General features: G+C 39.5%; 12 protein-coding genes. All 12 read left to right on the plus strand.

Annotated elements, in window-relative coordinates:
* Window positions 1-23: 23 nt before the first annotated feature.
* A complete protein-coding gene (locus tag V7138_RS11585) occupies window positions 24-449 on the plus strand; it encodes a DoxX family protein (RefSeq protein ID WP_335397306.1) in 426 nt (141 codons plus the stop codon).
* A gap of 120 nt (window positions 450-569) precedes the next feature.
* On the plus strand, window positions 570-1,277 hold the full coding sequence (locus tag V7138_RS11590; protein ID WP_335397309.1) for a pirin family protein: 708 nt from the start codon (window positions 570-572) through the stop codon (window positions 1,275-1,277).
* Between the two features lies 1 nt (window position 1,278).
* Window positions 1,279-1,551: a hypothetical protein gene (locus tag V7138_RS11595; RefSeq protein WP_335397312.1), complete on the plus strand. Its 273-nt coding sequence runs from the start codon at window positions 1,279-1,281 to the stop codon at window positions 1,549-1,551.
* Between the two features lie 192 nt (window positions 1,552-1,743).
* Window positions 1,744-2,259: a GNAT family N-acetyltransferase gene (locus tag V7138_RS11600; RefSeq protein ID WP_335397315.1), complete on the plus strand. Its 516-nt coding sequence runs from the start codon at window positions 1,744-1,746 to the stop codon at window positions 2,257-2,259.
* An 18-nt stretch (window positions 2,260-2,277) separates the two neighbouring features.
* Window positions 2,278-2,889, plus strand: a complete 612-nt coding sequence (locus V7138_RS11605) for an FMN-binding negative transcriptional regulator (protein WP_335397318.1) — start codon at window positions 2,278-2,280, stop codon at window positions 2,887-2,889.
* Between the two features lie 241 nt (window positions 2,890-3,130).
* Entirely contained in the window at window positions 3,131-4,423 is a 1,293-nt protein-coding gene (locus V7138_RS11610; protein WP_335397321.1) for an adenylosuccinate synthase, read from the plus strand.
* A gap of 147 nt (window positions 4,424-4,570) precedes the next feature.
* Window positions 4,571-5,365 carry an AraC family transcriptional regulator gene (locus tag V7138_RS11615; protein WP_335397324.1) on the plus strand — a complete coding sequence of 265 codons (795 nt, stop codon included), beginning with the start codon at window positions 4,571-4,573 and terminating at the stop codon, window positions 5,363-5,365.
* A 328-nt stretch (window positions 5,366-5,693) separates the two neighbouring features.
* Complete coding sequence (gltB, locus tag V7138_RS11620; protein ID WP_335397326.1) at window positions 5,694-10,187, plus strand: glutamate synthase large subunit; 4,494 nt, start codon at window positions 5,694-5,696, stop codon at window positions 10,185-10,187.
* Between the two features lie 16 nt (window positions 10,188-10,203).
* On the plus strand, window positions 10,204-11,682 hold the full coding sequence (locus V7138_RS11625) for a glutamate synthase subunit beta (RefSeq protein WP_335397329.1): 1,479 nt from the start codon (window positions 10,204-10,206) through the stop codon (window positions 11,680-11,682).
* An 18-nt stretch (window positions 11,683-11,700) separates the two neighbouring features.
* Window positions 11,701-12,942 carry an LL-diaminopimelate aminotransferase gene (locus V7138_RS11630; protein ID WP_335397333.1) on the plus strand — a complete coding sequence of 414 codons (1,242 nt, stop codon included), beginning with the start codon at window positions 11,701-11,703 and terminating at the stop codon, window positions 12,940-12,942.
* A gap of 14 nt (window positions 12,943-12,956) precedes the next feature.
* Window positions 12,957-13,832 (plus strand): diaminopimelate epimerase, encoded by an 876-nt coding sequence (gene dapF, locus V7138_RS11635; RefSeq protein WP_335397336.1) that lies wholly within the window; start codon window positions 12,957-12,959, stop codon window positions 13,830-13,832.
* A 24-nt stretch (window positions 13,833-13,856) separates the two neighbouring features.
* Window positions 13,857-15,182, plus strand: a complete 1,326-nt coding sequence (gene glnA / locus V7138_RS11640) for a type I glutamate--ammonia ligase (protein ID WP_335397339.1) — start codon at window positions 13,857-13,859, stop codon at window positions 15,180-15,182.
* Window positions 15,183-15,494: the final 312 nt, after the last annotated feature.

The raw sequence follows: 15,494 nt of genomic DNA on the forward strand, positions 1-15,494 counted from the left end.
ATAGATTTATGGAGGAAGAAAGAATGGTACAAAAAAACGAAATTGGAGCACTTATTTTACGAATTACACTGGGAATACTCTTTTTTATACACGGGTTGGTTAAGTTCCAAGGAGGAATTGAGAATACCGTCGGATGGTTTGTGAGTATTAATATACCTGGATTTATGGCATATGTAGTTGCTTTACTAGAGTTAATTGGAGGTATAGCGCTTATCATCGGATTTGCTACTAGACTTGTATCTATTTTATTTGCTCTATTAATGGTTGGAGCAACAATTACGGCTAAACTTCCAGTAGGTATACTAGGGAATGGTCAAATGGCAGGATATGAATTAGATTTAGCATTTTTAGCAATAGCCGTTTATCTTGCGATTAATGGAAGTAAACTATTATCAATAAGTCGCTTGCTAATCAAAGAGGATCCAAATGAGATAAAAAGAGTCGCTTAATAGTAGAAGAACCGTATGTATAAGTAAATTTTCCGCCTTATTGATAGTAAGTGAAAATTGACAGCTATGGCTCTTCTATATATATTTATCTTGAATTCAAGATACCTAGGGGTGAAATGAATGATTCAAAAATTTCCTGCGGCATCTCGTTACTCTGTAAAAAATGATTGGTTAGAGAGCAATCTTAGTTTTTCATTTGGTGAGTACTATGATGAGGAAAATATCCAATTTGGTCCACTTCGTGTTTTTAATGATGACACAGTACAAGCGGGTAAAGGATTTGGCATACATCCGCATAGGGAAGCCGAAATTGTATCAATTGTATTGCATGGTCAACTAAAGCATAAGGATAGTTTAGGAAATAGTGGGGTATTACAATTTGGAAATGTTCAGCGTATGACTGCTGGAACAGGTCTACTCCATTCTGAAATGAATTCTTCTTTGGAAGAGGAAGTAAGCTTTTTACAGCTATGGTTTAAACCTATCAAAAAGCAGTTACCTCCATCCTATGAGGATATTTCTTATAATCCTGAAGACATGAGGAATAAGTTGTTACCAATCGTTTCTTCTACCCCAACTAATGGAGTTGCTAAGATTCATAGTGATATCACATTATACTTATCCAAATTAGATGCAGGTGAAGGAATCTTCTATCAACAAGAACAAGGAAGAAAGATGTATGTTTTTGTGATTGATGGAGAGCTTATATTAAACAATGAAGTTGTAGTTGGAAAAAGAGATAGTGCACGTATTACTGAACGAAATGAACTCACTTTAAAGTCAACAAAAGAAACCTTCTTTTTATTGATAGATTTAGGTGGTGCCTAATATGTTATTGATTCGTCATTCAATAGGGAGCCGGCTATTTTATCAAACAGAAGATTATGAAATTCTTCCACAACAAGATAAGTGGCTAATTTCCATAAAAGTTTCCGAAGAAGTTGCCATAGAAATTATAAAATTTAAAGAGGAATTAAACTTATTTGATGTGGGGGAAAACCAAAAGACTTGGTATTATACATCAGATGGAAATGTTGAGTTTAATAGGGAAAAGAGTTCAATTACTATTATTGCAGATCATAAAACAGTATATCCAGTTTAAAAAATAGTAACTTCAAAGGGTTTTTTACAATCCTTCGTGATGCATTTGTTGATTTAATAAGAAAATATCAAATAAAGGCAGCAGGTATCCTTTTTTAAGATAGTTGCTGCTTTTTTTTATTATTTTCGTTACAAATTCAGAGAAGTTTGATTAAATTAAAGAAAATTATAGAATTTGATTGGAGCGATCAATATGCCTATAAGTATAAAAAATTGCAGTCTAGACGATTTACAAATACTCCAAGAAATCAGTATTGAAACATTCAATGATACATTTAAAGAGCAGAATTCACCCGAAAACATGAAGACTTATTTGGAAAAGGTATTTACCTCCAGACAGTTAGAAAAGGAACTATCCAGCCCCTCATCCAAATTCTTCCTTGTTTATTTTAATAATGAGGCTGCCGGATATTTGAAGGTCAATATCAATGAAACTCAGTCTGAAAAGATGGGGAATGACTCACTTGAAATCGAGAGGATATACATAAAAAACAAATTTCAAAAGCATGGACTTGGCAAAGTTCTGCTAGATAAGGCAACGGAAACAGCAATGGAACTTAACAAAAAGAAGATTTGGCTAGGTGTATGGGAAAGGAATGAAAACGCGATCGCTTTTTATAAGAAGATGGGGTTTGTTCAAAATGGGGCGCACTCTTTTTACATGGGGGATGAAGAACAAACCGATTTTATAATGATAAAAACGCTTTGATAAGGAGGTGGGATCAGTATGTATATCCCTAAGCATTTTAAAATTGATGATGACGAGATGATTTATGATTTTATTGAACAGTATAGCTTTGCAACTTTATTTTCTCAACATCATGGTGAACCGTACGCTACTCATCTTCCACTAACATTCAAAAAATGCGAAAATGCTTTATATGGTCATTTCGCACGTCCAAATGAACAATGGAAGGATGTTGAAAAACAACAAGTTCTTGTGATTTTTCAAGGACCACATAGTTATATTTCTCCTTCTTGGTATGAAACAATGAAGGCTGTCCCTACATGGAATTATGTAGCGATCCATGTTTATGGAAGGATGGAGATTATCAAAGATCAAAAGGTTATATTTGAATCTTTAAATGATATGGTAGAAAAATATGAAAATCCGGATAGTCCATATCATTTAAGTCATGTAGACCCCAAGTTTATTGAGGGAATGAGTAAAGGAATTGTAGGATTCAAAATAAACATCACAAAAATTGAAGCAAAAGCTAAATTAAGTCAAAATCATCCGGTAGAACGGCAAGAGCTCATTATTAAGCATTTGGAAAATTCAAAGTTACAGGATAGTGTACGAGTAGCCTCTCTTATGAGGGAAAATTTAAAAAATTAAAAGATATGCCCGAAAGAAGATCAAGATTGGTTCCAAGGTGGATCCAATCTTTTTTATAAAAAACGAATTTATTTGCTAACAGAGGAGATATTTCACCGAAATGTAAATAAAACACGAACTAATCATAAAAATATTGACATAATGTTCGTAACTTTGTTGACTTCTTCTTGTTTTTACTGATAAAATGAACCTCTAAAAGGAAAAAAATGTTTGTTAAACCTAATGGAGGTGCGATAGAGAAATGTCATCAGTTGTTGTAGTTGGATCACAATGGGGAGACGAAGGAAAAGGAAAAATTACAGACTTTTTATCGGAAAATGCCGAAGTGGTTGCACGCTATCAAGGTGGAAACAATGCGGGACACACGATTAAATTTAACGGTGAAACATATAAACTGCATTTAATTCCATCAGGCATCTTTTACAAGGAAAAAATCTGCGTCATCGGCAATGGTATGGTCGTCGATCCGAAGGCACTTGTAAAAGAGATGGAGTATCTACGTGACAAAGGAGTGCCTCTCGATAACTTGAGGATTTCAAATCGCGCCCATGTTATTTTGCCATATCATATAAAACTAGACGAAGTGGAAGAACTGGCAAAAGGTGAAAACAAAATTGGCACGACGAAAAAAGGAATTGGACCAGCTTATATGGACAAAGCAGCACGGATAGGAATTCGAATGGCCGATTTGTTAGATCGTGATGTTTTTGAAGAAAAAGTAACACGTAATCTAGCAGAGAAAAATCGAATTTTTGAACGTCTTTATGAGACTGAAGGATTTAAACCCGGGGATATTCTTGACGAGTATTATGAATATGGTCAACTGATTGCAGAATATGTCTGTGATACTTCTGTCGTCCTGAATGATGCTTTGGATGACGGGCGCCGTGTCCTCTTTGAAGGCGCACAAGGGGTTATGCTTGATATTGACCAAGGGACCTATCCGTTTGTTACTTCATCTAACCCAGTTGCAGGTGGCGTAACAATCGGTTCAGGTGTTGGTCCGAGTAAGATTACTCATATCGTTGGCGTATGTAAAGCATACACAACAAGAGTTGGTGACGGACCATTTCCAACCGAACTTACGAATGACATTGGCCAGCAAATTCGGGAAGTCGGCCGTGAGTATGGAACAACAACAGGTAGAGCAAGACGTGTAGGTTGGTTTGACAGTGTGGTCGTTCGCCACGCACGTCGTGTAAGTGGCTTAACCGACTTATCGCTGAACTCGATTGACGTGTTAACAGGAATAGAGTCGCTGAAAATTTGTGTTGCGTATCGATATCATGGACAAGTGATAGAGGAGTTCCCTGCAAGCTTAAAAGTTTTAGCTGAATGTGAACCGGTATACGAAGAGCTTCCAGGCTGGACAGAAGACATAACAGACTGCACATCACTCGATGAACTGCCAGAGAATGCAAGAAGGTATATCGAAAGGGTTTCTCAGTTAACAGGTATACCCTTGTCCATTTTCTCCGTTGGTCCAGATAGAAATCAGACAAATGTTGTTCGGAGCCCATGGCGTCAAAACTAATCCAAAAAGGAAGCTTTACTATCTAGAGCTTCCTTTTTTACATTCGCTGCATTTTTAAAATGCGTTAAATATAGACTTCCAAAGTTGCTGCATCGGACATTTTCCAATTAAAATATAAGGTAGTTATCCTTGGAGGGAGGGAGTTAGATGCTTAATCTGAATCCAGACGATTTTATTTTAAAACCAGCATTAGCCACCATACATTGTGAACCAAATTGGACGTGGAGAAAAAGAGAGAACCCCATGCCAAATTATGATTTATTCTACGTTTGGAGTGGTGAGGGGACTGTCATACTTAACAAAAAGTCTTATCGTGTTGGGAAAGGCCATTGCTTTTTGTTTAGACCAGGTGATGAAACAGAAGCAACCCATAACCCGCAAAATCCCCTCGTATTAACTTATATTCATTTTGATATTGCTGAAGTTGAAACACCTAGGATGATTCCCTCTTCACATCGAATACTTGAAAATGCATTTAGCTTTGAATCGCTGTTAACCCAATATGTTCGTCTGTTTTTAGTCAACACATATGGTGCGGAAATTGAAGGAAAGTTAATCTTGAAGCAATTAATGATCCATTTGTTAAGAGAAGAACGGGAAAAGAAAGAAGTGCTGAGTAGTACAAGTAATAGTTTATTAGAAACGATTCGTGAAATAGCTAATTATATTCAACAACACCCTGGAGAACCGCATTCGATTGAAAGTTTATCTGAACGTGCCAATCTTTCTCAGCGGTATTTTTCTCAAAAGTTTAAAGAGATTATCGGGCATACGGTGAAATCTTATATTGTGTATTCTCGGATAAAACGTGCAGAGCATTTACTCCATTTTACCGGGATGTCAGTAACGGAAACGGCCTATGCCCTTGGCTATAACGATTTGCACTTTTTTAGCAGGCAATTTAAACAATACACTGGTAAAAACCCCTCTGAAATACGATGAAAAATTTAACATAACAAGGATAGGTTGCTAAGGATTTGATAAAATCCCTAGCAACCTTATTTATTGTGTGAAATTTTTACTCTCCACGACAAATTAATCCAAATGATTCAACAAAACATCTAAATATAAAAAAACAAGGCAATGATAGTATGAAAAATAAGAAAAAGGCGGTAAATACGAACGTTGTTTACCTTGTAATTATTAATGTATGTCTATCGTTTTATCGAAAAAGTGCAAATCTTCAGTTAAATATTCCAAATACATTAACTACTCAAAATATTAACATTAAAACTAAGAAAATAGACAAAGACATAGAGGAGGATATGATATGCATCGGACATGGACACTAGATAAACAAGGGATGTATGATCCTCAATTCGAACATGATGCCTGTGGAATTGCGATGCTCGCAAATATAAATGGGAAACGGACACACGCGATTGTATCTCAAGCATTAGTTGCACTTGAACGCCTTGATCATCGGGGTGGGCGTGGTGCTGATAATATGCTAGGGGACGGAGCAGGGCTCCTAACACAAATCCCGCATGAGTTATTCCGAACGGAGTGGGCGAGAGCGGGAAAAGCCTTAATGGATGCGGGGTATTATGGTGTTGGAATGTTCTTCCTTCCGCAGCAAAAGGGTCCTAGGGAACGCTGTGTAGAAATCATTGAAAATAGTGTGAAAACGGAAGGACTAGAGTTGTTCGGTTGGAGGAATGTCCCAACAAATGATAAAAATCTACATCAACAGGCAAAAGAAACACAACCCGTGATACGTCAATTATTTGTGAAATCTCCCTTTCATGAACCTGGGGATATAAAGTTTGAAAGAAAATTGTATCAGGTTCGTAGAAAAATAGAAAAGGCGCTTAAAAGTACTGCGTTTGCAAAGGTTGAGCCGCATTATGTTGTCAGTTTTTCGTCGAGAACGATTATCTATAAAGGCTTATTACTACCTGAGCAATTAAGTGAATATTATTTGGATTTAAACAGTGAATTATATGAGTCAGCTATGGCGATGGTCCACAATCGCTTTAGTACCAATACCTTTCCAAGCTGGCAAAGGGCTCAGCCAAATCGTTTTGTGATGCATAATGGTGAAATCAATACAATAAACGCAAATGTAAATTGGATGAAAGCTAGAGAAGCTTCATTTAAATCAGACGTACTGGAAGATGTTGAAAGCTTGCTCCCTGTTGTTGACAGTGACGGTAGTGATTCAGCGATGTTTGATAATGCATTAGAATTTCTTGTTCTGTCAGGATGGTCATTGCCACAAGCGATGATGATGATGATTCCAGAACCATGGGAAAAAAATAAAGTAATGGATGAACAAAAAAAGGCATTCTATCAGTTTCATAGCAGTTTGATGGAGCCGTGGGATGGACCGGCAGCAATGGCGTTTACAGATGGAAAACAAATTGGAGCATGTCTCGATCGAAACGGGTTAAGACCCGCACGAATCATTGTAACGGAGGATGACCTTGTCTGCGTTTCATCAGAAGTGGGGGTTGTTGACATCCCAGAAGAAAAAATCATTTGCAAAGATCGGTTGAAACCAGGACAAATGCTTTTAATAGATCTTGAACATAAACGTTTAATTGCTGATGAAGAAGTCAAACAAATGGTCATATCACAAAGACCTTATCAGCAACTTGTAGGAGAAACGATCGTTCCTCTGGAAAGGATTGCCCAAGACATGGCTCACACAGAGGAAAGATCAGAAGAGGAAACTCTTCGCAGACAGGCAATCTTTGGCTACACAAATGAAGAAAGGGAGAAGGTTTTAAAACCGATGATCATGGATGGTCATGAGCCCATTGGTTCAATGGGCTATGATGCTCCTTTAGCCGTATTATCCAGTACACCTCAACTTTTATTTAATTATTTTAAGCAGAAATTTGCTCAGGTTACAAACCCCCCGATAGATGCAATTCGAGAAGAATATGTGACTTCATTAGCAGTCATGTTAGGCTCAAGCGGTAATTTACTTCAACCTACACAAAAGGAATATAAAAAAATAAGTTTGAGAACACCGATTTTATTAGAATCAGAGATGAGGAAAATTAGCAGTTTACAAACAAAAGACTGGTCAACAGCCATTATTTCAACCTTATTCCCGGTTCAAGGAAATTTGAGAACAGCAATAGATGAAGTGATTAAGAGGGTGGATAAAGAAGTTGAATCTGGGACCAATATTCTCGTCCTCAGTGACCGAAATGTCAATAAACAGTATGCGGCTATCCCTTCATTACTTGCTGTATCCGCCGTTCACCATCATTTAATTCAAACCGGCAACAGAAGTAAGGTTAGCTTACTAGTAGATTCAGGTGAACCAAGAGAAGTCCACCATTTTGCGACTCTGCTTGGATACGGAGCGAATGCGATTTACCCCTATCTCGTCTATGAATCTCTTCCTTTATTGGTTGAAGGTCTATCCATCGAGGATGCATCCAGAAATTATGTGAAATCAGTCACAAAAGGAATCATGAAAATCATGTCCAAAATGGGCATTTCAACAGTTCAAAGTTATATAGGTGCACAAATCTTCGAGGCTTTAGGAATTAGTCATGAAGTGATTGATCGTTACTTTCCAAATACATCTTCCAAACTCAGTGGACTGACAATAGAGGATATTGCAACAGAAGTTCGTTTGCGCCACGAGGCTGCATTCCAGTCGCAAGATACAGTCGTAACAACGGGGTCAGAATTCCAATGGCGTTATGGAGGAGAGACACATCTTTTCCAGCCGAAAACCATTCATTTATTACAACATGCTGTGCGTACAGGAAAGTACGAAATATACAAGCAATATAGCAGTCTATTACATGAAGAAATCAGTCAGCAGACAACTCTTCGTGGATTACTAGAGTTTGATTGTAAAAGAAAGCCAGTGCCAATCGAGGAAGTTGAACAAATAGAGTCGATCTTTAAAAGGTTTAAAACAGGGGCAATGTCATTCGGCTCGATAAGCAAAGAGGCTCATGAAGCGATAGCAATTGCGATGAATCGAATTGGTGGAAAAAGCAATAGTGGTGAAGGTGGAGAGGATTCAGAGCGATTCATATCAATGGAAAATGGGGATTCAAAATGCAGCAAAATTAAGCAAGTGGCATCAGGGAGATTTGGGGTTACAAGCCATTATCTCGTGAATAGTGACGAAATCCAAATTAAAATGGCCCAAGGAGCTAAACCTGGTGAAGGTGGACAATTAGCAGGCCATAAAGTAACCCCTGATGTCGCAAAAACAAGGGGATCAACCCCAGGAATTGAACTGATATCACCACCGCCTCATCATGATATTTATTCGATTGAAGACCTAGCCCAACTGATTTATGACGTAAAGAATGCAAATCCTAGAGCGCGAATCAATGTGAAACTTGTATCAGAATCGGGTGTTGGAACGATTGCTGCAGGTGTAGCAAAGGCAAAAGCGGATGTCATTTTAATTAGTGGGTATGATGGCGGGACTGGAGCAGCTTCCCGTTCGAGTATCAAACACGCTGGAATGCCTTGGGAGTTAGGGCTAGCAGAAACGCAACAAACATTAAAGCTGAATGGCTTAAGACATAAAGTGACATTGGAAACAGACGGAAAAATGATGAGTGGCCGAGATGTGGTCATAGCGGCACTTCTTGGTGCTGAAGAATATGGATTTTCAACATTACCACTAGTTTCTCTTGGTTGCATCATGATGAGAGTTTGTCATTTGGATACATGTCCAGTTGGAATCGCCACTCAAAATCCACTCCTTCGGAAGAATATGCTTGGCACAGCGGACCATGTGGTTCATCTAATGCATTTCTTTGCTCAAGAAATTCGCGAATATATGGCTCAATTAGGGTTTAGAACGATGGACGAAATGATTGGACGAACCGATTTATTGAAACAGGCTAAATCAACTCATTGGAAGGCTCAAAAGCTTGATTTAGCGCCAATTTTATATGATTATCCCGAGGATAAACTACCTAAAGAAGAGCAGGATCATGAAATTAATCAAACATTGGACAGTAAAGAACTACTTCCTTTATATCTTCAAGGGTTGAAAAATGGGCAGCCAACTCGTGCAGTACTCCCTATTCGCAATATGAATCGTTCTGTTGGAACTCTCCTCGGGAGTGTAATTTCGAGGAGATACGGAGAGGTAGGTCTAAAAGAGGATGCGATAAAACTTCATTTTAAAGGTTCGGCAGGTCAGAGCTTTGGCGCGTTTATACCGAATGGGATGACGCTGACTTTAGAGGGAGACGCCAATGATTACGTAGGAAAAGGTTTATCAGGTGGGAAAATCGCCATCTATCCTTCAACCAAATCAACCTTCTTAGCTGAACAAAACATCCTTATTGGAAATACAGCTTTTTATGGAGCCACAAGTGGAGCAGCATATGTCCGAGGGAAGGCCGGGGAAAGATTTTGTGTGCGAAATAGCGGTGCCCATGTAGTTGTCGAAGGAATCGGCGACCATGGTTGTGAGTATATGACAGGAGGCAGTGCAATCATCCTTGGAGAAGTAGGCCAAAACTTTGCTGCAGGAATGTCAGGTGGAATTGCATATGTTCTAGTTCGAGAAGTCGGAACTTTCGATAAACTATGTAACCAAGAGCTGGTTATCATTGAATCTTTGCAAGATCGAGAAGAAATGAACTTTATTAAAGGACAAATCAAACAACACTTTCTGTATACAAAAAGTGGGATTGCATCAGAAATCTTAAAAAAATGGGACCTCTTCGTACCTCGTTTCGTGCGGGTTATTCCAAAAGAATATAAAAGAATACTTGCTGAATCCAAACAAAACGACATTTACAATATAGTTGAAATTTAGAGTGGGGGTTAGATAGATGGGAAACATATCAGGGTTCATTGACCATGAAAGGAGTTCAGTACTCTATCGTGACCCGTTAGAAAGGGTAAAAGACTGGAAAGAAATTGCTCAGCTGCCTTCTGAAAATGTGTTGCGCACGCAGGCTTCACGCTGTATGGATTGCGCTGTACCCTTTTGTCAAAATGGCAGTCAGCTAGCGGGAATGACGACAGGATGTCCACTTTATAACTTAATTCCAGAATGGAATGATCTTGTTTATAAAGGAAACTGGAAGGAGGCATACGAGCGTTTAAGTATGACGAATCCTTTCCCGGAATTTACTGGCCGTGCTTGTCCGGCGCCATGTGAGGGAGGGTGTGTCGCCTCACTTGCCAATGATTCAGTCACTATTAAAAACATTGAACGAGCCATTATTGATAGAGCATTTGAAGAAGGATGGGTTAAGCCTCAATTACCCGCACATCGGACGGGTAAAAAAGTGGCTATTATCGGTTCCGGACCTGCCGGACTCTCATGCGCAACCATGTTAAATCAACAGGGACATACGGTAACGGTTTATGAACGTGCTGATCGATTTGGCGGTTTGCTAACATACGGAATTCCTAAAATGAAAATCGAGCAATATATTGTAGATCGCAGAATTAAATTGATGCAAGAAGAGGGCATCCACTTTGTTTCGAATACGGAAATTGGAAAACAACTATCAATGGAGCAATTGCGTTCAGAAAATGATGCGGTAGTGCTTTGTATTGGTTCAACTCGCCCCCGGGATATAAGCGTTCCGGGAAGAGAGTTTGACGGCATTCACTTTGCAATGGATTACTTACATGAAAATACCAAAAGCCTGCTTGATTCTCATTTTGAAGATGGAAATTTTATCTCCGCAGAAGGGAAAGATGTCATCGTCATTGGAGGGGGAGATACAGCCACAGACTGTGTTTCCACTGCGATAAGACAGAATTGTAACAGTCTTGTTCAGTTTGATATTTATCCAGTTCGTCCAAATGAGCGTGCTGAAGACAACCCGTGGCCGCAATATCCGATTATTCACAAAGTGGATACGGGTCAGGAAGAGGCTGCTAGTGTATTCGGTCATGACCCAAGAGAGTTTGCTACAACAACAATTGAAGTTACTAGCGATGAAGGTGGAAGGGTATCTGGAGTCAAAAGTGCACAGGTTAAAACAATTTTAAGCGAAGAAGGAAAAAAAGTAAGAGAAGTGATTCCTGGAACGGAAAAAGTCTGGCCAGCACAATTGGTTTTACTAGCTATCGGCTTTGAAGGCCCTGAAACAGACATGTTCAATGATAGCAAGATAACAGTGAATAACCGTTCTACGATTGCAGTAAACCAGGGTAACTATCACACACATGAAGAGGGTGTTTTTACTGCTGGTGATGCTAGAATGGGTGCAAGTTTGATTGTTTGGGCGATTCAGGAAGGAAAAGAAGCTGCAATTGAATGTCATGATTACATCATGAGGAAGTTGGCTTAAAGATATGGGGGAAACTGTATGTTGGATATTGATTATTTACAGCAACTATTTGCAGAAAGAATAGGTGGGTCACAATTTGGCCTAAAGAATGAAATCTATAAATTTGAAAAAATCAAAAGAACAAAACGAGATGCGTTACAAAGAAACCCAGGGAAGACCTTGATCGATCTTGGGGTCGGTGAACCAGATTCAATGGCAGATGATAGGGTCGTTAGAAAATTGGCAGAAGAAGCAGGAAAGGCAGAAAATCGCTTTTATTCGGATAATGGAATACTAGAATTTAAGCAAGCTGCAGCTGAGTATATGAAAGAAGTATTTGGAGTAGATGGTCTTGACCCTGAAACGGAAATCAATCATGCCATTGGTTCAAAATCAGCATTGGCTATGCTGCCAACAGCATTTATCAATCAAGGTGATATGACAATTATGCCGTCGCCAAACTATCCAATTTTAGGCACACATACGAAATACCTGGGTGGGAAAGTCGTACATCTGCCGCTTTTGGAAGAAAACGCCTTTCTTCCAAAACTAGATTCATTATCTAATAGCGTTTTGGAAAAGTCTAAATTACTCTATTTAAACTATCCAAATAATCCCACAGGTGCAGTCGCGACTAAGGAGTTCTTTGAAGAGGTTGTCCATTTTGCGAAGAAACATGAACTAATCGTGATCCATGATGCAGCTTATGCTGCGCTTGTATTTGATGGCGAAAAACCGCTTAGTTTCTTATCTGTACCTGGGGCAAAAGAGGTTGGGATCGAGCTGCATTCTTTATCAAAATCGTTCAATATGACAGGCTGGCGCATTGGTTTCGTTGCTGGGAACGCAAAACTCGTCTCTGGGTTTGCAGCCGTTAAGGATAATTATGATTCGGGTCAATTTATTCCGATTCAAAAAGCCGCAGCCTATGCTTTATCGCACCCTGAAATCACGAAACAAACGGCAGCGAAATATTCACGGCGCCATGAACGTTTATCAGCCATTTTACAAGAGTGTGGATTTCGTGCAAACAAACCAAAAGGCTCCTTTTTCTTATATACAAAGATTCCACAAGGAGTCGAAAACGGCCCACTATTTCAGTCGGCTGAAGAGTTTAGTCACTATTTAATTAATGAGCATTTGATTTCGACTGTTCCATGGGATGATGCCGGCCCATATGTACGATTCTCGGTTACCTTTCAGGCTGATGGATTAGAGGCTGAACAGCGAGTATTTGATGAAATAAAAGCAAGGCTTAGTAGCTCCAAATTCATCTTTTAAGGGGGGGAAAGCAGATGAATTTTACTAAAATGCATGGGTTGGGCAATAATTATGTGATTTTTAACCAATTGGACGACCCGAATAATGTCCTAGAGGAACAGAAATATTCTGAGCTTTCAAGAAAGGTTTCCGACGTAAACTTTGGCATTGGTTCTGATGGTATCATCCTCATTTGTGCTTCACAGATTGCTGATTTTAAGATGAGGATTTTTAATGAAGATGGTTCTGAGGCAAAGAATTGCGGGAATGGCCTCCGCTGTGTTGCTAAGTTTTTGTTCGATCATATGTATGCAACCCATCCTCGCTTCACAATTGAAACGTTGGGCGGTGTAGTCAGCGTTGAGGTGGAGCTGGATAATAAACAATCTGTTCAATACGTGAAGGTGGATATGGGTGAACCAAAGCTATTAAAAGGAATGATTCCTATGGTAGGTGATCCTTTTAGTGCAGCAATTAACGAACCCCATACTTTTGGTGAAGAGGAGTATTATCTGACCTGCGTCTCGATGGGCAATCCACATGCAATCATTTTTGTTGATGAGGTTCACGCCGTTCTTTTAGAAAAAATAGGACCTGTGATAGAACATGCCAGTCTTTTCCCAGATCGGGTAAACGTCGGAATCGTACAAATTAAAGGTTCTCAGGAGATTGATTACCGGGTGTGGGAAAGAGGATCAGGAATTACCATGGCTTGTGGTACAGGTGCCTGTGCCGCAGTAGTTGCCGCGACAATGAATCAACTGCTTGCTAAGTTTGAGCCAATAACGGTTCATCTTCCTGGAGGAGATTTGACCATAAGGTGGGATGAACAGGGTCATGTTTGGAAAAGAGGAGAAGCTGCTTATATATGTCATGGAGAGTTCGAAATGGAACGTTCTGTTCTTAATTAGAAATATAAAAGGGAGTGCAAAGAGATGAATAGAGAGAAAGTAATGGAACTGGTTAAAGAACACAATGTACGGTACATTCGCTTACAATTTACGGATTTATTTGGAACGATTAAAAATGTTGAAATTCCAGTGAGCCAGTTAGAGAAAGCATTAGACAATAAAATGATGTTTGATGGTTCATCCATTGAGGGATTTGTACGAATTGAAGAATCTGATATGTATTTATATCCTGACTTAGATACATTCGTTATTTTCCCTTGGACAGCAGAAAAAGGGAAGGTAGCTCGATTCATCTGTGATATTTATCATCCAGATGGAACTCCGTTTGAAGGAGATCCCCGTAATAATCTGAAAAGGATTTTAAAGGAAATGGAGGAGCTTGGGTTCACTAATTTCAATGTTGGTCCTGAACCTGAATTTTTCTTATTCAAACTTGACGAGAAGGGTGAACCAACGCTCGAATTGAATGATCACGGCGGCTATTTCGACCTTGCGCCAACAGACTTAGGGGAAAACTGCAGACGTGACATTGTATTGGAATTAGAAGAAATGGGCTTTGAAATTGAGGCTTCTCATCACGAGGTAGCACCTGGCCAACATGAAATCGATTTTAAATACCAATCAGCTTTAAAAGCTTGTGATGATATTCAAACCTTTAAGCTAGTTGTAAAAACAATTGCTCGTAAACATGGTTTGTTAGCGACCTTTATGCCAAAACCATTATTCGGGATAAATGGTTCGGGGATGCACTGTAATCTAAGTTTATTCAAAGGTGGAGAAAATGCTTTTTATGATCCAAACGGGCAATTGGAAATGAGTGACACAGCAAGAAGCTTCTTGGCAGGAATATTAAAGCATGCACCAAGTTTCACAGCGATTACGAATCCAACAGTTAACTCCTACAAAAGGTTAGTCCCAGGATATGAGGCACCATGTTATGTAGCGTGGTCTGCAAGAAACAGAAGCCCACTAATCCGAATTCCAGCTTCACGCGGCTTAAGCACGCGTGTCGAGGTTCGTAGTGTGGACCCTTCTGCAAACCCATATCTAGCAATGGCAGTCTTACTAGCTGCAGGACTAGATGGCGTCAAAAATAATGTAATAGCTCCAGAACCGGTTGACCGAAATATTTATGTGATGTCGAAAGAGCAACGTGAAGAATTTGGCATTACCGATCTGCCAGCCACATTGGCACATGCGCTTGAATTACTAAAGACAAATGAAGTGGTCACGAATGCGCTAGGAAGTCACTTGTTCGAACATTTCGTCGAAGCAAAAGAAATCGAGTGGGATATGTTTAGAACACAAGTTCACCCTTGGGAACGTGACCAATATATGACTCAGTATTAAGGCAATCGTATCTGAGAGAAATCATAAAATACGTGTTCAAAAAGGAGGATGAAAAGGACCGCTCCGGCTAAAAACGCCACGTCCTTATGTCTGCCGGCACTAGCACATCCTGTGCGTTGAAAGTTCAAGGCGCAGCTCCCGCGTACCGGAGCGTATGCAGTAAATACGTGAGGAACTTCAAAAGCAAGCTAACGCGCTTTCACAGGATGTGGTGACTTCGACGTTCGACACAGGAAGTGTCGGTATTTAGTCGAAGTTCATCTACCGATGTGTCATTTTCACCGGACTTTTTGAACAACTCTAAAGGAAGAG

It is taken from the genome of Bacillus sp. JJ1533 (genome assembly GCF_036965045.1).
GTDB lineage: Bacteria > Bacillota > Bacilli > Bacillales > Bacillaceae_L > Ferdinandcohnia.